Origin of the sequence: Variovorax sp. V15 (assembly GCF_041154425.1) — a bacterium.
Lineage (GTDB): Bacteria > Pseudomonadota > Gammaproteobacteria > Burkholderiales > Burkholderiaceae_C > Variovorax > Variovorax guangxiensis.
Genome location: NZ_AP028659.1, coordinates 2,289,625 through 2,307,501 on the forward strand (window position 1 = coordinate 2,289,625; position 17,877 = coordinate 2,307,501).

Below are 17,877 nucleotides of genomic sequence, written 5' to 3' on the forward strand. Positions count from 1 at the left end.
GTTTTTCTCACCAGCTCTTTCATGGATTCCCAACCTCCGCTCGATCTCCAGGGTCCCACCGACGGCGACACGACCCTGACCCTCGCCGACTACGCCCAGACCGCCTACCTCGAATACGCGCTGAGCGTGGTCAAGGGCCGCGCGCTGCCCGATGTGTCCGACGGCCAGAAGCCGGTGCAGCGCCGCATCCTGTATTCGATGTCGCGCATGGGCCTGGGCTTCGGCGGCACCAACGGCACCGTGGGCGCCAAGCCCGTGAAGAGCGCGCGCGTGGTCGGCGACGTGCTCGGCCGCTTCCACCCGCACAGCGACCAGGCTGCGTACGATGCGCTGGTGCGCATGGCGCAAGACTTCTCGCAGCGCTACCCGCTGGTCGACGGCCAGGGCAACTTCGGCAGCCGCGACGGCGACGGCGCAGCCGCCATGCGCTACACCGAAGCGCGCCTGGCGCGCATCACCAGCCTGCTGCTCGACGAGATCGACGAAGGCACGGTCGACTTCATTCCCAACTACGACGGCAGCACCGAAGAACCGCGACTGCTGCCCGCGCGGCTGCCGTTCACGCTGCTCAATGGCGCGAGCGGCATCGCGGTCGGCCTGGCCACCGAGATCCCGAGCCACAACCTGCGCGAGATCGCCGACGCCTGCGTGGCGCTGATCAAGTCGAACGGCAAGCTCAGCGAGGAAGAACTCTTCGCCATCGTGCCCGGCCCCGACTATCCGGGCGGCGCCCAGATCATCAGCAGCCCGGCCGACATCGCCGATGCCTACCGCACCGGCCGGGGCTCGCTCAAGGTGCGCGCACGCTGGAAGATCGAAGAGCTGGCGCGTGGCCAGTGGCAGCTGGTGGTCAACGAGCTGCCGCCGGGCGTGAGCTCGCAGCGTGTGCTCGAGGAAATCGAGGAAATCACCAACCCCAAGGTCAAGGCCGGCAAGAAGGCGCTGAGTGCGGAGCAGACGCAGCTCAAGGCCTCGATGCTGTCGGTGCTCGACGTGGTGCGCGACGAATCGAGCAAGGACGCCCCCGTGCGCCTGGTGTTCGAGCCCAAGACCTCGCGCATCAGCCAGGAAGAGTTCATTACCACGCTGCTCGCGCAGACCTCGCTGGAAACCTCCTCGCCGATCAACCTCACGATGGTCGGCATCGACGGCAAGCCCACGCAGAAGTCGCTGCGCCAGATGCTCAACGAGTGGATCGCCTTCCGCGAGATCACCGTCGAGAAGCGCTCACGCTTCCGCCTGGGCAAGGTGCAGGACCGCATCCACATCCTCGAAGGCCGGCAGCTGGTGCTGCTGAACATCGATGAGGTGATCGCGATCATCCGCGCGGCGGAAGACCCGAAGGCGGCGCTGATCGCTCGCTTCAATCTCAGCGAACGCCAGGCCGAGGACATCCTCGAAATCCGGCTGCGCCAGCTCGCGCGGCTCGAGGCCATCAAGATCGAACAGGAACTGGCTGGCCTGCGCGACGAGCAGAAGAAGCTCGAAGACATCCTCGCCAGCCCCGCCGCGCTGCGCCGCCTGCTGGTGAAGGAAATCGAAGCCGACGCCAAGACCTTCGAAGACCCGCGGCGCACGCTGATCCAGGCCGAGAAGCGCGCCGTGGCCGAGGTGAAGGTCGTCGACGAGCCCGTCACCGTGATCGTGTCGCAGAAGGGCTGGGTCCGTGCGCAGAAGGGCTGGGCCAGCGAGAAGGCGGCCGGCGCTGCCAACGGCTCGGTGCCCGAGTACAGCTTCAAGTCGGGCGACTCGCTCTACGGCGCCTTCGAATGCCGCAGCGTCGACACGCTGCTGGTCTTCGGCAGCGCCAAGGACAAGAGCGTGCGCGTCTACACCGTGTCCGTGGCCTCGCTGCCGGGCGGTCGCGGCGACGGCCAGCCCGTCACCACGCTCATCGACCTGGATGCCGGCACGCACGTCACGCACTTCTTCGCGGGCCCGGTCGGCGCGAGCCTGCTGCTGGCCAACACCGGCGGCTACGGCTTCATCGCCACGGTCGAGAACATGATGTCGCGCCAGCGCGGCGGCAAGGCCTTCATCGACGTGGGCGAGGGCGAGCAGCTGTGCCGCCCCTCGCTGGTGGGCGGCGCGAGCGGCGCCGAGCCGATGCCGGCCGCCACGCACGTGGCCTGTGCCTCGACGGGCGGGCGCATCCTGACCTTCGATATCGCCGAACTCAAGAGCCTGCCCAAGGGCGGCCGCGGCCTCACGCTGATCGACCTCGAGCCCAAGGACACCCTGGCAGGTGCGGCCGCCTACACGCGCAGCGTGAAGATCGAAGGCATCGGCCGAGGCGGCAAGGAGCGCGAGGAAACGCTGGAGATCCGCACGCTCAACAACGCACGCGGCAGCCGGGCACGCAAGGGCAAGGCGGCCGACCTGGGCTTCAAGCCGACCAGCATCGTGCGGGTGCAATAGCCATGGGCGGCATCGACATCAGCGTCATCGGCGTCTTCATCGCCGTGGTCACCGGCATCGGCAGCTACGTGCTGGGCCGGCGCATGCGCGAGAAGCGCATGCTGAAGAAGCGCGAGAAGGACCGCATCGCCTCGCAGGCCAACGAGACGCGCCAGGTGCGGCGCGCCCGCGAGCGCAAGGAGCGCGGCGGGTAGTCCACCCGGCCTTGGGGGAGGGCCGGTCAACGCAGGCCGACCCACCACCGCGTATTGGTCCGCGCCGCTCCCACCGTCACCACTTCGCCGATCACCGGCGTGGCCAGCTCGATCTTCCTGGCCTCCGTAAGGGCTGCGATGCGGTCCAGCGGGTCGTGCCAGTTGTGGAAGGCGAGGTCGAAGGTGCTGTTGTGCACCGAGAAGAACACCTTGCCGCGCAGGTCCTCGAAGGCCTGCACGCTCTGTTCGGGCGTCATGTGCACGGCGGGCCACATGCTGTCGTAGGCGCCGTTTTCCATCAGTGCGATGTCGAAGCCGCCGAAGCGCTCGCCGATCTGCCTGAAGCCCGGGAAGTAGCCCGAGTCGCCGCTGTAGAAGATGCGCTGGTCGCCGCTTTGCACCACCCACGAGGCCCACAGCGTGCGGTCGCGGTCGCCGAGCGTGCGGCCCGAGAAGTGCTGGGCGGGCGTGGCTGTGAGCTTCACGCCGTCGTGTTCGGCCGACTGCCACCAGTCGAGCTCGGTCACGCGATCGGCCGGCACGCCCATTGCCAGCAGCCGGGAGCGCACGCCCAGCGGCACGAAGTAGCGCTTCACGTCCTTGGCGAGGTATTCGATGGTCGCCACGTCGAGGTGGTCGTAGTGGTCGTGCGAGAGGATCACGCCTTCGATGGGCGGCAGCTCCTCCAGCGCGATCGGCGTCTTGTGAAAGCGCTTCGGCCCGGCCCATTGCACGGGCGAGGCGCGGTCGCTGAACACCGGGTCGATCAGCCAGTACTTGCCCTGCAGCTTCAGCAGGTGCGACGAATGGCCCAGGCGCATCACGTGGTTGGTCTTCGTGTCGAGCGCGTCGAGGGTGGGCTTGTCCAGCGGCTTCACGGGGATGGGGTCGACCGGGACGGTGTCGACCTTGCTGCCCACGATGAAGCGCGACCAGATGCGCCATGCGCTGGCCTGCGCGGGCAGGTCGGGGTTGGCCATGTTGTGGAAGCCGCCGTCCTTGAATTGCGGCGAATTCTCGTAGCGCGTCTCGCCGCCGCCAGCGGCGCTGCAGCCCGCCACGAAGGCGCAGCCGGCTGCGGCGAGCGCGGTGCCGCGGCGCAGGAGTTGGGGCAGGTAGGAGCCTTGCGAGCCGGGGTCTTCAGCCATGGGAGAGCCTTCTGGATTGTGTTTGTGGGATGGATGGAGACTATCGAAGGCGCGTGTTTCAATGGTTTCAGCGATAGAAACATTCGGGCAGGAGGGGCATTCGGGGCTCTATGCCATGCGCCGTATGGCGGGCGCGGCGCGAGCCCGGCACACTGCCGGACTTCATCGGTTTCACCGGAGTTGAGGAGGCTGAAGATCCATGAGCACCAACCGCTATCCCATCATCTACGTGCGCGGCTACGCCATGACCGAGTCGGAGCGCGACGAGACCGCGGCCGATCCGTTCTGCGGCTTCAACATCGGCTCCACCGTGTATCGCGCCACCGTGAAGAAGGAAGCGCCGGCGCAAAAGTTCGTATTCGAATCGCCGATGGTGCGGCTGCTGGCCGACTTCCAGTACCAGAGCGTCTACCAGAACGGCCTGGACATCCTCGACCCCGACTGGAAGCCTTCGCCCGACGCGAACGGCAACGACGTCGACGGCATTCCCTCGGCCTCGGTCATCATCTACCGCTACTACGACTCGGGCTCCGAACTGCTGGGCGACGGCAAGGCGAAGGACGTCAAGATCTACGCGCAGGGCCTGAGCCAGCTCATCTTGCGCGTGCGTGACCTAGTGGTGCAGCGCGAGGGCCCCTCGGGCTTCGCGCCCGACGACTTCCGCTGCTACCTCGTCGCGCATTCCATGGGCGGGCTGGTGGTTCGCGCCTTCCTGCAGAACCCCGCGCTCGGCGACGCGGCCGCGCGCGCTTGCGTCGACAAGGTGTTTACCTACGCCACGCCCCACAACGGCATCGACATGGGCGGCATCAACGTGCCGGCCTGGCTCACGCTGAACGAGATGAACACCTTCAACCGGGAGAAGATGTCCGAGTTCCTGGCCACGGCACCGGTCAACGGCCGCATGGACTACCTGCCTGCGGCGGCCTTTCCCCCCGAGCGCTTCTTCTGCATGGTCGGCACGAACCGCGGCGACTACGAGACCGCCAAGGGCCTCTCGCGCATGTTCGCGGGCCACGGCAGCGACGGGCTCGTGCGCATCGAGAACGCATCGCTCTGGGCCGTCGACGACGCCGGCAAGACGCAGCCGGTGGCCACTGCCTACACCTACCGCTCGCACTCGGGCTACTTCGGCATCGTCAATTCCGAGGAGGCCTACCAGAACCTCACGCGCTTCCTGTTCGGCGATGTGCGCGTCGACCTGTGGTTCGACGTCGACGGCGTCACGCTGCCGCCCGACCTGCCAAAGGACGCCGACGTCGATGCGCTCTACCAGGTCGAACTGCTGGCCGCGCCTCGAGGCAAGCGCTGGTACCTGAGCCGCCGCATTGCCGAGGAAGACTCGCCCGCCTGCCGCACGCACAAGGAGCTCACCGACCCAGCCAAGGCCGACCGCCGCTCCATCTACCTCTCGACCGTGTTCCTCGCCAACCGGGCCCGCGTGAAGCAGGACAGGCCCACGCTGGCCTACGCGATGACGCTGGGCGTGCGCGTACCCGACTACCAGGTCAACAACAAGTTCTGGCTCGACGGCCACTACGAAGGCAGCTCGCTCTTTCGCGACACGCTGATCATCGAGATCGCGCCGCCCCAGCCCGACGACGCGGCGCAGAACTGGAACGTCAAGTACGGCTGGCAGACCGACACCGCCGGCCGCGCCTCGCTGCCCATGAGCCCGAAGCAACTGGCGAGCGGCAAGCTGCAGTTCGTGGTGCCGCTGTCGAGCCTTGGAGCGGCGCCTGCCGCGCCCGGCATCAGCGGCAAGGTGCGGCTGGAAGTGAGCGCCTGGGAATAAGGCGTTCGGCAGTAGGGCGCCGGTCAGGCGGGGCCGGGCACAATCGCGCGGTCAAGAACCCGCCGATTCCGCAGCCCATGAAAACTGCCGTTCTCGTCATCGATGTCCAGCGTGGCCTTTGCGACGACCCGCCGCGCCCCCATGAGGCCCACGAGGTGATGCAGCGCATCAACGCGCTCACCGAACGCGCCCGCGCTGCCGGCGTGCCGGTGGCCTTCATCCAGCACGAGGACGCGATTGACCTGGAGTTCGACTCCGAACGCTGGCAGCTCGCAAGCGCGCTGAACACCGACTCGCGCGACGCGCGCATCCGCAAGACCACGCCCGACTCCTTCTTGCGCACGCCCCTGGAAGCCTGGCTCTCCGAACACGGCGTGAAGCGCGTGGTGGTCTGCGGCTATTCGTCGGAGTTCTGCGTCGACACCACGGTGCGCCGCGCCGCCGCGCTGGGCTACCACGTGGTGCTCGCGGCCGATGCGCACACTTCGCACGACAAGCCGCACGCCACGGGCGCGAAGATCCGCGAGCATCACAACGCCACGCTGTCGGACATCACGAGCTTCGGCGTGCCGATCCGCGCAATCGCCAGCGCGGAAGTCGCGTTCGGCGACTGAAGAACACGGCCTGCACGAAGCGCACGGGGCACGTGCGCGTTGCCTGAACGCTCACGCGCTGCGTGACACGGCAACCTTGTGCAGCAGCTCGATCAGGATCATTTGCTCGCCCCTGGAGAGGTTGCCGAGCGCCAGCTGCTCGCCTTCGATGACCGACCGCGTCGCGCTGCTCGCAAGGGTGGCGCCGGTCGGGGTGGTGCGAAGGTGCTGGGCCCTGCGGTCCGTGGCGTGCGGCGTGCGGCGGATCAACTCTCGCCTCTCGAGCCGTTCGAGCCATGCCGCGATGTTGGGCGCCGTGACCGCGAGTGCCTTCGCCAGGCGGGCGGCCGACACGTCGGGGTTTTCGTGGATGAGGCACAGCACCGTGAACTCGACCGGGCGCAGGTCGAAAGGCGTTCCCACCCGCTCGGCGAACACAGCGCCGGTGACGATCGTCGCCTGTGCGAGCTGATAGCCGAGCACGTGATGCAAAGACGCCTCGACCAGCCGGCCGGCGGGTGTGGCGTCTACCGGATTGCTTCTGTTCTTGGGCATTCCGGGCATTGTCGTTCTCCCTCCAGGTGATTCACTGTCTGATCTAACTGGATCGGAGTGGCGTCTTGGGAGTGAAAACTGCTTAATGGAAAACCATAACTGGTTATCTTTGATAGTTAAGTAGATTAACTATAGGCGCCGCGTCCAGGCGTCGAAGGAGACATTCTTGAAGACCCCCGCATCCCTGATCTTTGTCGCTTCATTGCTGACCGCCTGTGGCGGAGGAAGTGGTGGCGGCGGCTTCGTCGGCGCGTTCCCGACGACCGGCACTTCGACAGTCACCCCGCCTGCCGGCAATGGCAATCCCGTGACGCCTCCTCCCGACAATCCGGCGCCGCCCGTCGAGACGCTGCCCGTGCTCGGCGCGGCCACCGGCGCGACCCTCGGCGATTGCGCCTCACTCGCCGGCTTCACCTTTGCCAACACGACCATCTCCGCAGCCAATTCGATCGCAGCCGGCACCTTGAGCGTCGCGGGCAAGCCGGTGGGGGCGCATTGCCAGGTGCGCGGATCGATGTATCAGCGCACGAGCCCGGTCGATGGCCAGAGCTATGCGATCGGCTTCGAGATGCGTTTGCCGGTGAACTGGAACGGGCGGTATTTCTATCAAGCCAACGGAGGGCTCGACGGCAGCATCGGCACCGCCACCGGGCCGGTCGGCGGAGGCGGCGTACTGGACAACGCGCTGAACAAGGGCTTCGCCGTGATCAGCTCCGACGCGGGGCACGCGGCGCCCACGCCGTTCTTCGGCATCGATCCGCAGGCCCGCCTCGACTACGGCTACCAGGCGGTCGGCAAGCTCACGCCGATGGCGAAGGCGTTGATCGCATCGGCCTACGGAAAGGGCCCGGACCGCTCCTACATCGGCGGCTGCTCCAACGGCGGGCGCCACACCATGGTTGCCATGTCGCGCTATGCGGACGACTACGACGGCTTCCTGGTGGGCGACCCCGGCTTCCGGCTCCCCCTTGCCGCCTCAGCCAACATCGTCGGCGCCCAGAACTACAACGCCCTGGCAACCACCCCGGGCGACCCTGGCACGGGCTTCACGCTGGCCGAACGCACCCTGGTCTCCAATGCAGTCCTGGCCAAGTGCGATGCCCTCGACGGCACGACCGACGGCCTCGTGCAGGACACCGGCGCATGCCAGGCGGCCTTCTCTCTGGACCGCGACGTTCCCACCTGCAGCGGCTCGCGCGATGGCACATGCCTCTCGGCCGACCAGAAGCTTCGCATCGGGCAGCTCTTCGCGGGTGCGCTCGACGGCGGCGGAAAGAAGATCTATGCGAGCTTTCCCTTCGATGCAGGCCTGAACACCACCGGCTGGTCATCGTGGAAGTTCTCGAATTCATTGAACCTCGACTCGGGCGCGGTCGCCTTCGTCTGGCAGGTGCCGCCCGAGAACCCGTCCGGCTTCAACGGCCCCAACTTCACGCTCACGGCCAGCATCGATTCGATCCTCTCCAAGATCACCGCGACCGACGGGCTCTACACCGAGAACTCTCTTTCGTTCATGACGCCGCCGAACCCCACCGATCTGAGCCGCTTGAAGAAGCGCGGCGCCAAGGTCATGGCCTACCATGGGACGAGCGATCCCATCTTCTCGAGCGACGACACGCAGCACTGGTATGACCAGCTGGCCGCGGCCAATGGCGGCGATGCATCCAACTTCGCACGCTTCTATCGGGTGCCCGGAATGAACCACTGCGCCGGCGGCCCGACCACCGACCAGTTCGACATGCTCGCGCCGCTCGTCAACTGGGTGGAGAAGGGCGAGGCCGCCGATTCCGTCGTCGCTTCGGCGCGCGGTACGGGCAACGCGGGCGGCGTGAACGCGGACGTGCCTTCCGGCTGGTCGCCCACCCGCACCCGGCCGCTCTGCGCCTACCCGAAGGTTGCGCGCTACAAGGGCACGGGTGACATCGAGAAGGCCGAGAATTTCAGCTGCCAATGAAAGGCTTCGTGCCTGGTAGCACTCGGCCCGTGAGCGAACTGCGTGGCTGTACTGCGCCCGTCACGCCGAATGAGGCGTGATCGGGTTTGGCAGCCCGAAGCAACCTCTGCGACGCAATCGACCCGCTTCGGCGGGTTTTTCTTTGCCCGCCGAGTCGGCATGTATTCCGCGCGTAGCGTCAACGGCCTGAGGGCATCCGGCCAGTGGCGAGTGCGCCGGCCCAGTCCGGCCTGCCATTGGCCATCGCAAGCGCCGCCATGCTCGCGTGGTCGTAGGGCACCGAGATCAGCGTCGCAGCCCAGCTTTCGTTCGCCAGCCGCTCGACGATGGCATAGCGCGCGTCGGGCGAGCCCGTCTCGACGACGTGCGGATGCGGGTGGATGTCGTCATAAGCCTGCAACCCGACGCTGCCCGGATTGACGATCAGTTGCCCGCCAGAAGCGCGAACCACGCGCGGCACATGCGTGTGGCCGCAGGCGACGAGCCGTACCTGCGCATCGACCGTGCCGAGCCGCGCATCGATCTCGGTCATCGTGGCCGGCCTGAGCAGCGACGGCTCGACCGTCTCCAGGAAGTAGTGCAGGTCGCTGTCCGGCGTGCCATGGCACAGCAGCACTTCGGCGCTCAATCGCAGGCTGTGTTCGAGCGAAGCCATCCACGCGAACTCCTGCGGACCGAGCCGCTCATGGGCGAATTCGTCCGATGCGCCGCGTTTGCCGGCAGGAAGGGTGAGCACCTGGCGCTCGTGGTTGCCCGCGAGATGCGTCCAGTTCTGCTCCATCAGGAAGCGCGCCGTTTCCAGCGGCATCAGCGGGCCGGAGAGGCTGTCGCCCAGATTGACGACGGTATCGACGCCGCGGCGGCCGATGTCCTCGACGACGGCTGCGAGTGCGGGAAGGTTCCCGTGGATGTCGGAGACGATGGCAATGCGCATGCGCCGATTCTGGGGGAACCGTGAGCCAGTTCGCCACCAGGAACACCATGCCGACCTACACGGCCGTGAGCTAGCTGCGTGGCTATACTGCGCCCGTCACGCCGAACAAGGCGTGATCGGGTTTAGCAGCCTGAAGCAATCTCTGCGACGTGAGCCGCAGTTTCCCAAAGGGCGACCGCGGCGGTTTCTGCAAATTGCAATTTCAGGAGGTCGCCCGTGACCAAGTCTGCTCGCGTGCTCAAGCACGCGCCGAAAACCGATACTGGCCCAACGCCGAAGTCGGTTCCTCCCTATTCAAATGCAAATGCCGAGTCGGCCGCCCTGCAGGCGGGCGACGACGTCGAGGGCATTCGACAGGTGTACAGCGCCTATGTGTGCCTCGAAAAGCTCGTCGTTCCGATGCAGGTGAACGAGCGCGAGGAGATCTACCCGACGCGATCCGAATTCGGCGCGCTGTTCCGCCTGGTCAACGAGGAGTTGCAACGGCGAATCGACGCTGCGGACAGCACGATCAGTTCTCTGCGCGATGCTCTGGGGAAATCGGTCAGTCCGCCCCAGGCCGCCACACCTTCGCCAGCGCCGCCAGCTTGCCCCTGAACCCCAGCCTGTCGTTCGACAGTGCATCGATGAAGTCCGACAGGCGCTGCGACTTCACCATCGTGTAGATGGTGAGCCAGGTCGTCGCGACGAACACCACGCCGAACCACACGGCCTTGCGCCACAGCGGTGCCTCGGCCTCGGCCAGCAGGTTCATGCCGAGGAAGCCGGTGGTGATGGTGCCGATGAGGCCGAAGAGGGTGACCACGGTGAGCCGCACCACGGTCGCGGCCTGGCGGCGCAGGCTGTCGGCGTCGAGGTAGGTGTTCATGTCGGCGATGCGCGCCTTGACCTCGTCGTAGAGCGGATCGAGCCCGAGGTGCGTGGCGCACATGTGGGAGAGTGCGCGCACCTGCGCCTGCTCGGAGATCTCGTGGAACCAGTAGCGGTGCGTGAAGCGCAAAAAGCGCTCGAAGCTCGCGCGAATGGCGCGCTTGAACTGCTTCACGCTCGGCGTGCTGCGGATGTCCAGCCGCTTGAGCGCTTCCACCAGCTGGTCGGAAAACATCAGCAGCGAGGCCTTCTGGAAGTGCGCGATGAGGAACAGCAGGAAGTGCTGGTGCCTGAACTGCGCGAGCACGCCGCGGTCGCGGCAGCAGAAGAATTCGGAGCGCGCGTCGCCCACCACGATGAGCGCGTGGCCGTTGCACAGGTAGCGTGTGTTGGGCGCGGCGCCCGCGTTCACCCAGAAGCGGTCGTAGCAGTACTTGTGCTCGAAGTCGGCGAGATGGTGGTCGGCGTAGGGCAGGTGGGCATCGGTGGCGCCCGCGCCGGTGACGAGAGCGAGCCGCACGAAGTCGTCGCGCGTGAGGCGGCGCGGGTCGTCGAGCGAGAGGTAGGCCATCACCGGCATGCGGTAGTACTCGATTTGGCGGTAGCGCAGCACGCCCGCGTCTTCGGAATGGTCGCTCACCAGCGGCTGCATCAGGTAGGCCCAGTGCGCCGCGATGCGTGGCGCGCGGTGCTGTGCCACGTGCGAGAGAAAAGCCTCGCGCTGCTGCGCGTCGGAGCTCGCGAGCACGCGGCCGTCGACGCCCAGCCACTCGACGCTGGCCATGCAGTGCAGCGCGGAGCCGTCGGCCTCCCAGCCCGAGGGGTAGGCGCGGCCGAAGCGGTAGAGGATGTCCTGCGCCTGCGCGAGGCTCAGGTCGTTCGCGCCGACTTCGAGGTTGAGCATCACCACGTCGACGTCGAAGAAGAAGTACAGGTCGCAATGGATCACGTCGAGCGTGACCGGCGCATCGCCCGGCTTCGACACGAGGCGCACGGCAGCCACGTCGTGGCGGCGGAAGATGCGCATCGGCGAGTCGCCGTCGCCGGTCGTACCGCCGCCGCGCGAGCGGCCTTCGCCGTACAGGAAGCGCTGCACGTAAGGCAGGAAGCTCACGAACTCGTTGTAGTGCCGCTCATGGAAGCGGCTGCTGTCGCCCGTGTATTCGTCGACTTCCTCGCGCCAGGGCGATGCGTTGCCCATCTCGCGCAGCACATGCCAGGGCGCGTGATGGTGCCCGGCGTGCGGTGCCGGCATCAGCCGTAGGGGCCACAGCAGCGCCTGCCTGAAGTGCCGCACGGTGGGCGCAGCCGTACCGGGGGAGAGCTCATTCGCCTCTGCGGGCATGTCGGCCGTGGGTGGGTTCAGCATGGAATTGAAGTAGGCAGAAGGTGGGACAAAACGACCACCTAGGGGAATCCCTATGAAATCCTGAAACCGGTTTCATATAAGCTGCAAGCATTGCTTTCAGGGTCTGCGCGCGTCCGCGCCGCGCAGCTTCAGGGTCCGCCCACCATGAACTACCAGTTTCAATTCGACGCCGTCTTCGCCGCCTGGCCGCTGCTGCTCAAGGGCACGTGGATCACGATCCAGCTCTCGCTGGTCGCCACGGTGCTGGGGCTGGTGGTGGCCATCTTCTGCGCCTGGGGCAAGACCTCGGGGCCGGGCTGGCTGCGCTTCATCATCAATGCCTACATCGAGGTGATCCGCAACACGCCCTTCCTCGTGCAGCTGTTCTTTTTCTTCTTCGCGCTGCCGGCCATTGGCCTGCGCTGGTCGCCGCAGACGGCCGCACTGGTGGCCATGGTGGTGAACCTGGGCGCCTACGCCACGGAAATCATCCGCGCGGGCATCGAGTCGATTCCCAAGGGGCAGATCGAGGCGGGCAGGGCGCTGAACCTCAAGCCCTGGGAAATCTTCCGCTTCGTCATCATCAAGCCGGCGCTCAAGGCCATCTACCCGGCGCTCACGAGCCAGTTCATCCTGCTGATGCTGAGCTCGGCGGTAGTGTCGGTCATCTCGGCCGACGACCTGACCTCGGTGGCCGCCAACCTGCAGTCGCAGACCTTCCGCAGCTTCGAGATCTACATCGTCGTGGCCGCCATCTACCTCGCGCTGGCGCTGGCCTTCTCGGCCATGTTCAAGCTGATCTACAAGCGCACGCTCAACTACCCGGACCGCCGGTAAACCTCCAGACGACGGACGGAGCACAACACCATGCGCACCTTCGGCTTTCCCGAATTCCTGTTCATCCTCGAAGCGGCCAAGTGGACGCTCGCACTCTCGGCCATCGCCTTCGTGGGCGGCGCGATCCTGGGGCTGGCGCTGGCGCTGATGCGCACGTCGGAATCGGCGTGGGCGCGCGGTGCTTCGACCACCTTCATCCAGATCTTCCAGGGCACGCCGCTGCTGCTGCAGCTGTTCCTGGTGTTCTTCGGCGCGCCGGTGCTGGGGCTGGACATCAACCCGTGGATCGCCGCCGGCGTGGCGCTCATCCTCAACAGCGGCGCCTTCCTCGGCGAGATCTGGCGCGGCTGCATCCAGGCCATTCCGCGCGGCCAGTGGGAGGCGGCGCAGGCCCTGAACCTCAGGTACTTCGACCGCATGCGCGACGTGGTGCTGCCGCAGGCCTTGAAGATCGCGCTCGCGCCCACGGTGGGCTACCTGGTGCAGATCATCAAGGGCACCTCGCTGGCGGCCATCATCGGCTTCGTCGAGGTCACGCGCGCGGGGCAGATCGTCAACAACGCCACCTTCCAGCCGCTCATCGTGTTCTCGGTGGTGGCGGCGATCTACTTCGTGATCTGCTGGCCGCTGTCGCTGCTGGCCGCGAGCATGGAGCGCAAGCGCGCCCGGGCCCTGGCCCGCTGAACCCCTTTCGCTTTCTTGGTTTTCTGTTTTTCGTTCTTCGTTTCTCTTTCTTCCTCAGGAGACATCCCATGACCCGTATCACTTCGCGCCGCGTCGCGCTCGCAGCCCTCGGTCTCGGCGCCGCCCTCACCGTGTTCGCTCCCTTCGCCTCGGCGCAGAGCGTGGCCGACATCAAGAAGAAGGGCGAGATCACCATCGGCATGCTGGTCGACTTTCCGCCCTACGGCACCACCGACGCGAAGAACCAGCCCGACGGCTACGACGCCGACGTGGCCAAGCTGCTGGCCAAGGACTGGGGCGTGAAGGCCAACATCGTTCCCGTGACCGGCCCCAACCGCATTCCCTTCCTGCTGACCAACAAGGTCGACCTGCTGGTGGCCTCGCTGGCCATCACGCCCGAGCGCGCCAAGCAGGTGCAGTTCTCGCAGCCCTACGCGGCCGCCACCATCGTGCTGTACGGCGCGACCAAGACCCCCATCAAGGCCGCAGGCGACCTGAAGGGCCTGCGCGTGGGCGTGGCCCGCGCCTCCACGCAGGACGTGGCCGTGACCAAGGCCGCCCCCGAAGGCACCGAGATCCGCCGCTTCGACGACGACGCCTCCGCCATGCAGGCGCTGATCTCCGGCCAGGTCGACGCCATCGGCTGCTCGGTGACCGTCGCAGCCCAGATCGCCAAGCGCGTGCCCGCCAACACCTTCGAAAACAAGTTCACGCTGGTGCAGCAATCGATGGGCATCGCGATGCGCCCCGGCCAGGAAGAGCTGCACAAGGCGGTGAACGAGTTCGTGCAGAAGAACACCGCCAACGGCGAGCTGAACAAGCTGTACCAGAAGTGGCTGCAGGCTGATCTGCCGAAGATGCAGTAACACGGAAGCGGGGGCAGAACGCAGAAGAAATACAAAAGCTACGCAAAGGTCGCAGAAAAGACCAAGACAAATTTCTTGTTTCTCTTTTGCGACCTCGGCGAAACCTTCGCGATTTCTGCGTTCGGCCAAGTCCGATTTCTTGAATCCAACAGAGTGAACACCCCATGAGCGATCCCATCATCCGCATGGAAGCCGTCAACAAGTGGTACGGCGAATTCCAGGTGCTGACCGGCATCGACCTGAGCGTGCGCCAGGGCGAGCGCATCGTGATCTGCGGGCCCTCGGGCTCGGGCAAGTCCACGCTGATCCGCTGCATCAACCGCCTGGAGACGGTGCAGAAGGGCCGCATCGTGGTCGACGGCATCGACCTCACGGCCGGCGGCAAGAACGTCGATGCCGTGCGTGCCGAAGTCGGCATGGTGTTCCAGCAGTTCAACCTGTTCCCGCACCTCACCATCCTCGAGAACTGCACGCTCGCGCCGATGCGTTCGCGCGGCATGACGAAGGCGCAGGCCGAAGAGGTGGCGATGAAGTACCTCAAGCGCGTGCGCATTCCGGAGCAGGCCAACAAGTACCCCAGCCAGCTCTCGGGCGGCCAGCAGCAGCGCGTGGCGATTGCGCGGGCGCTGTGCATGGCGCCCAAGATCATGCTGTTCGACGAGCCTACTTCCGCGCTCGACCCCGAGATGGTCAAGGAAGTGCTCGACACCATGATCGCGCTGGCCGAAGACGGCATGACCATGCTGTGCGTGACGCACGAAATGGGCTTTGCCCGCAGCGTGGCCGACCGCGTGATCTTCATGGCCGAAGGCAAGATCGTCGAGCAGGCGCCGCCGCAGGAGTTCTTCGGCAACCCCAGGGACGAGCGCACGCGCCAGTTCCTCGGCCAGATCCTGAGTTCGCACCAAAACCACTGACCTGCCTACTGATGTCCTTCGAGGTTCTCGTTTCCCTGTCGTCCTTCGGCGCGGCCGAGGTGGGGCGGCACGGCCAGCTCTGGTGCTCGCAGCTCTCGCGCGCGGCCGGCGCCGACTCGGTGGAAGTGCGCGGCGAGATGCTGCGCGACGCAGACACCGAACTGCCCGCGCTCAACGGACTGGCTTCCGTCTATTCCAGCCCCGAGGGGCTCTGGGCCGAAGGCGGCTGGCTCGACAGCGCCGCGCTCAAGCGCGGCATCGCCGCCGCCACGCGCGTGGGCGCGAAGCGGCTCAAGATGTCCATCGGTGACTTCCAGCCCTCGTCTCACGGCTCGCTGTGGGGCCTGAGGGTGGAGCTTGCCGAAACCCGCATCGAACTGCTGATCGAGAACGACCAGACCGTGCGCGCCGGCACGCTGCCCGCGCTGCAGGCCTTCTTCGACGCGGCCGACCGCGCCGGCCTCACGCTGGGCATGACCTTCGACATGGGCAACTGGCACTGGCTCGGCGAATGCCCGCTGCAGGCCGCGCAGGCGCTGGGCCATCGCGTGCGCTACGTGCATTGCAAGGGTGCGCAGCGCCTGCCGCACAAATGGGTGGCGGTGCCGCTGGGCGATTCGGTCGCGCCATGGCGCTCGGTGCTGCGCGCGCTGCCGGCCGACGTGCCGCACGCCATCGAATACCCTCTGGTGGGCGACGACCTGCTGGCCGTCGCCCGCTCCCAGGTCGACTTCATCCGCGCCGCGCGCGCATAGAGACGAAACACACATGACAGAACCCGCCGCATTCGACGTCGCGCTCTTCGGCGAGGCCATGCTGCTGCTGGTGGCCGACCGGCCCGGTCCGCTGGAGGACGCGCAGTCCTTCCACAAACGCACCGCCGGCGCCGAGACCAACGTGGCCATCGGCCTCTCGCGCCTGGGCCTGAAGGTGGGCTGGGCCAGCCGGCTCGGCACCGACTCCATGGGCCGCGCGCTGCTGGCGGCGATGCGCGCCGAGGGCATCGACTGCTCGCACGTGATCACCGACCCGACGCAGCGCACCGGCTTCCAGTTCAAGGGCCGCGTCACCGACGGCAGCGACCCGCCGATCGAGTACCACCGCAAGGGCTCGGCCGCAAGCCACATGGGCCCGGCCGACGTCGACGAGGCATGGCTGCGCTCGGCGCGCCACCTCCACGCCACCGGCGTGTTTGCCGCCATCTCCGACACCAGCCTGCAGGCCGCGCTCAAGAGCATGGACGTGATGCGCGCCGCCGGCCGCACCATCTCCTTCGACACCAACCTGCGCCCCACGCTGTGGTCGTCCACCGAGACCATGCGCCACTGGGTCAACGAACTCGCCTCGCGCGCCGACTGGGTGCTGCCAGGCATCGAAGAAGGCCTGCTGCTCACCGGCCACAGCAAGCCGGAAGACGTGGCGAGGTTCTACCGCGAGCGCGGCGCCAGGCTGGTGGTGGTGAAGCTCGGTGCCGAGGGCGCCTACTACGACAGCGACGTGGCCGGCACGGGCCGCGTCGACGGCTTTCCGGTGAAGGAAGTGATCGACACCGTGGGCGCCGGCGACGGCTTCGCGGCAGGCGTGGTGAGCGCACTGCTCGAAGGCCGCAGCGTGCCCGACGCCGTGCGCCGCGGTGCATGGATCGGCGCGCGCGCCGTGCAGGTACTGGGCGACACCGAAGGCCTGCCGACGCGGGCGCAGCTCGAGGAAGCGGGGCTTTGATGACCATGACGAAGAAGAACGTGCTTGTCTTCCGGCCCTTGCCCGAAGACCAACTGGCTCGCCTGCAGGCCGTGCACAACGTCACCGTAGCCGATCCGCGCAAGGAGCCCGAGGCTTTCGCCGCCGCGCTGCGCAACGCGCACGGGCTGATCGGCTCCAGTCATCCGGTCGATGCCGCGCTGCTCGACGCGGCGCCGCAGCTCGAAGTGATTTCCAGCGTGTCCGTCGGCGTCGACAACTACCCGCTGGCCGAGCTGCACAAGCGCGGCATCGTGCTGTGCCACACGCCCGACGTGCTCACCGAGACGGTGGCCGATACGGTGTTCGCGATCCTCATGGCCACGCAGCGCCGCGTGGTCGAGCTCTCGACCATGGTGCGCGAAGGCCGCTGGACGAAGAACATCGGCGAGGAACTCTTCGGCACCGACGTGCACGGCAAGACACTGGGCATCCTCGGCTTCGGCCGCATCGGCCAGGCCGTGGCACGCCGTGCGGCGCTGGGCTTCGGCATGCCGGTGCTGTACCACTCGCGCCGTCCGGTCGACCTGGCTGCGCAGGCGCCCGAACTGCAGGGCCGCGCCACGCACTCATCGCTGGACGACCTGCTCGCGCGTTCCGACATCGTGCTCGCGATGCTGCCGCTGACCGAGGCCACGCGCGGCATGATCGATGCTGCCTTCTTCGCGCGCATGAAGCCCGGCGCCGCCTTCATCAACGGCGGCCGTGGCGCCACCGTGAACGAAGAGGCGCTGCTGTATGCGCTCGACCACGGCACGCTGCGCGCCGCCGGCCTGGACGTGTTCGCGAAGGAACCGCTGCCCGCCGATTCGCCGCTGCGCACCCACCCGCGCGTGACGCCGCTGCCGCACATCGGCTCGGCCACGCACGAGACGCGGCATGCCATGGCCGAGCTGGCGACGACGAACCTGCTGCAGGTGCTGGCCGGCGAGAAGCCGACGGCGCCGTACGACACGGCCAGCGCATGACCTCCCTGTCTTGCTCCCTCTCCCCTTGGGGAGAGGGCTGGGGTGAGGGCAGGGGC

At 67.0% G+C, this 17,877-nt stretch carries 17 protein-coding genes; 13 read left to right on the forward strand and 4 right to left on the reverse strand.

Going from position 1 to position 17,877, the window contains the following annotated elements; translation table 11 throughout:
• The first annotated feature begins 21 nt into the window (after positions 1 to 21).
• Together parC and ACAM57_RS10860 are read left to right on the forward strand one after the other, a co-directional pair.
• The gene (gene parC / locus ACAM57_RS10855) at positions 22 to 2,418 is read left to right on the forward strand and encodes a DNA topoisomerase IV subunit A (RefSeq protein ID WP_369661635.1); all 2,397 of its coding nucleotides are present in this window, start codon (positions 22 to 24) and stop codon (positions 2,416 to 2,418) included.
• Between the two features lie 2 nt (positions 2,419 to 2,420).
• Entirely contained in the window at positions 2,421 to 2,612 is a 192-nt protein-coding gene (locus ACAM57_RS10860) for a hypothetical protein (protein ID WP_369661636.1), read from the forward strand.
• A gap of 26 nt (positions 2,613 to 2,638) precedes the next feature.
• Here ACAM57_RS10860 and ACAM57_RS10865 read toward each other — a convergent pair whose 3' ends face one another.
• A complete protein-coding gene (locus ACAM57_RS10865; RefSeq protein ID WP_369661637.1) occupies positions 2,639 to 3,760 on the reverse strand; it encodes an MBL fold metallo-hydrolase in 1,122 nt (373 codons plus the stop codon).
• 199 nt (positions 3,761 to 3,959) lie between these two features.
• On the opposite strand from ACAM57_RS10865, the gene ACAM57_RS10870 reads away from it, so the two are divergent.
• On the forward strand, positions 3,960 to 5,555 hold the full coding sequence (locus ACAM57_RS10870) for an esterase/lipase family protein (protein WP_369661638.1): 1,596 nt from the start codon (positions 3,960 to 3,962) through the stop codon (positions 5,553 to 5,555).
• 77 nt (positions 5,556 to 5,632) lie between these two features.
• Positions 5,633 to 6,169 (forward strand): cysteine hydrolase family protein, encoded by a 537-nt coding sequence (locus tag ACAM57_RS10875; protein ID WP_369661639.1) that lies wholly within the window; start codon positions 5,633 to 5,635, stop codon positions 6,167 to 6,169.
• Positions 6,170 to 6,220: 51 nt separating this feature from the next.
• On the opposite strand, the gene ACAM57_RS10880 is transcribed toward ACAM57_RS10875, so the two are convergent.
• Positions 6,221 to 6,703 carry a MarR family winged helix-turn-helix transcriptional regulator gene (locus ACAM57_RS10880; RefSeq protein ID WP_369661640.1) on the reverse strand — a complete coding sequence of 161 codons (483 nt, stop codon included), beginning with the start codon at positions 6,701 to 6,703 and terminating at the stop codon, positions 6,221 to 6,223.
• Positions 6,704 to 7,010: 307 nt separating this feature from the next.
• On the opposite strand from ACAM57_RS10880, the gene ACAM57_RS10885 reads away from it, so the two are divergent.
• Positions 7,011 to 8,657, forward strand: coding sequence for a tannase/feruloyl esterase family alpha/beta hydrolase (locus ACAM57_RS10885; protein WP_369662422.1), 1,647 nt, complete (start codon positions 7,011 to 7,013; stop codon positions 8,655 to 8,657).
• 178 nt (positions 8,658 to 8,835) lie between these two features.
• Here ACAM57_RS10885 and ACAM57_RS10890 read toward each other — a convergent pair whose 3' ends face one another.
• On the reverse strand, positions 8,836 to 9,591 hold the full coding sequence (locus ACAM57_RS10890) for a metallophosphoesterase (protein ID WP_369661641.1): 756 nt from the start codon (positions 9,589 to 9,591) through the stop codon (positions 8,836 to 8,838).
• 216 nt (positions 9,592 to 9,807) lie between these two features.
• Between ACAM57_RS10890 and ACAM57_RS10895 the strand changes: the two genes are divergently transcribed.
• Positions 9,808 to 10,188, forward strand: a complete 381-nt coding sequence (locus ACAM57_RS10895) for a hypothetical protein (protein ID WP_369661642.1) — start codon at positions 9,808 to 9,810, stop codon at positions 10,186 to 10,188.
• On the opposite strand, the gene ACAM57_RS10900 is transcribed toward ACAM57_RS10895, so the two are convergent.
• Positions 10,136 to 11,830, reverse strand: coding sequence for a hypothetical protein (locus ACAM57_RS10900; RefSeq protein ID WP_369661643.1), 1,695 nt, complete (start codon positions 11,828 to 11,830; stop codon positions 10,136 to 10,138). The genes ACAM57_RS10895 and ACAM57_RS10900 overlap by 53 nt on opposite strands.
• A gap of 144 nt (positions 11,831 to 11,974) precedes the next feature.
• Between ACAM57_RS10900 and ACAM57_RS10905 the strand changes: the two genes are divergently transcribed.
• The 7 genes from ACAM57_RS10905 (at position 11,975) to ACAM57_RS10935 (ending at position 17,821) form a co-directional block, all read left to right on the forward strand.
• Positions 11,975 to 12,646, forward strand: a complete 672-nt coding sequence (locus tag ACAM57_RS10905) for an amino acid ABC transporter permease (protein ID WP_126021763.1) — start codon at positions 11,975 to 11,977, stop codon at positions 12,644 to 12,646.
• Between the two features lie 30 nt (positions 12,647 to 12,676).
• Positions 12,677 to 13,330 carry an amino acid ABC transporter permease gene (locus tag ACAM57_RS10910; RefSeq protein ID WP_369661644.1) on the forward strand — a complete coding sequence of 218 codons (654 nt, stop codon included), beginning with the start codon at positions 12,677 to 12,679 and terminating at the stop codon, positions 13,328 to 13,330.
• Between the two features lie 68 nt (positions 13,331 to 13,398).
• A complete protein-coding gene (locus ACAM57_RS10915) occupies positions 13,399 to 14,196 on the forward strand; it encodes a transporter substrate-binding domain-containing protein (RefSeq protein ID WP_369661645.1) in 798 nt (265 codons plus the stop codon).
• A 164-nt stretch (positions 14,197 to 14,360) separates the two neighbouring features.
• On the forward strand, positions 14,361 to 15,113 hold the full coding sequence (locus ACAM57_RS10920; protein WP_126021766.1) for an amino acid ABC transporter ATP-binding protein: 753 nt from the start codon (positions 14,361 to 14,363) through the stop codon (positions 15,111 to 15,113).
• A gap of 11 nt (positions 15,114 to 15,124) precedes the next feature.
• The gene (locus ACAM57_RS10925; protein ID WP_369661646.1) at positions 15,125 to 15,868 is read left to right on the forward strand and encodes a sugar phosphate isomerase/epimerase family protein; all 744 of its coding nucleotides are present in this window, start codon (positions 15,125 to 15,127) and stop codon (positions 15,866 to 15,868) included.
• A gap of 13 nt (positions 15,869 to 15,881) precedes the next feature.
• Positions 15,882 to 16,835: a sugar kinase gene (locus ACAM57_RS10930; protein ID WP_369661647.1), complete on the forward strand. Its 954-nt coding sequence runs from the start codon at positions 15,882 to 15,884 to the stop codon at positions 16,833 to 16,835.
• Entirely contained in the window at positions 16,835 to 17,821 is a 987-nt protein-coding gene (locus tag ACAM57_RS10935) for a 2-hydroxyacid dehydrogenase (protein ID WP_369661648.1), read from the forward strand. The genes ACAM57_RS10930 and ACAM57_RS10935 overlap by 1 nt, the downstream gene beginning before the upstream one ends.
• Positions 17,822 to 17,877 lie beyond the last annotated feature (56 nt).

Coding starts and splice junctions, on each gene's coding strand:
- parC (WP_369661635.1), top strand. CDS start 22: ATGGATTCCCAACCTCCGCTCGATCTCCAGGGTCCCACCGACGGCGAC.
- ACAM57_RS10860 (WP_369661636.1), top strand. CDS start 2,421: ATGGGCGGCATCGACATCAGCGTCATCGGCGTCTTCATCGCCGTGGTC.
- ACAM57_RS10865 (WP_369661637.1), bottom strand. CDS start 3,760: ATGGCTGAAGACCCCGGCTCGCAAGGCTCCTACCTGCCCCAACTCCTG.
- ACAM57_RS10870 (WP_369661638.1), top strand. CDS start 3,960: ATGAGCACCAACCGCTATCCCATCATCTACGTGCGCGGCTACGCCATG.
- ACAM57_RS10875 (WP_369661639.1), top strand. CDS start 5,633: ATGAAAACTGCCGTTCTCGTCATCGATGTCCAGCGTGGCCTTTGCGAC.
- ACAM57_RS10880 (WP_369661640.1), bottom strand. CDS start 6,703: ATGCCCAAGAACAGAAGCAATCCGGTAGACGCCACACCCGCCGGCCGG.
- ACAM57_RS10890 (WP_369661641.1), bottom strand. CDS start 9,591: ATGCGCATTGCCATCGTCTCCGACATCCACGGGAACCTTCCCGCACTC.
- ACAM57_RS10900 (WP_369661643.1), bottom strand. CDS start 11,830: ATGCTGAACCCACCCACGGCCGACATGCCCGCAGAGGCGAATGAGCTC.
- ACAM57_RS10905 (WP_126021763.1), top strand. CDS start 11,975: ATGAACTACCAGTTTCAATTCGACGCCGTCTTCGCCGCCTGGCCGCTG.
- ACAM57_RS10910 (WP_369661644.1), top strand. CDS start 12,677: ATGCGCACCTTCGGCTTTCCCGAATTCCTGTTCATCCTCGAAGCGGCC.
- ACAM57_RS10915 (WP_369661645.1), top strand. CDS start 13,399: ATGACCCGTATCACTTCGCGCCGCGTCGCGCTCGCAGCCCTCGGTCTC.
- ACAM57_RS10920 (WP_126021766.1), top strand. CDS start 14,361: ATGAGCGATCCCATCATCCGCATGGAAGCCGTCAACAAGTGGTACGGC.
- ACAM57_RS10925 (WP_369661646.1), top strand. CDS start 15,125: ATGTCCTTCGAGGTTCTCGTTTCCCTGTCGTCCTTCGGCGCGGCCGAG.
- ACAM57_RS10930 (WP_369661647.1), top strand. CDS start 15,882: ATGACAGAACCCGCCGCATTCGACGTCGCGCTCTTCGGCGAGGCCATG.
- ACAM57_RS10935 (WP_369661648.1), top strand. CDS start 16,835: ATGACCATGACGAAGAAGAACGTGCTTGTCTTCCGGCCCTTGCCCGAA.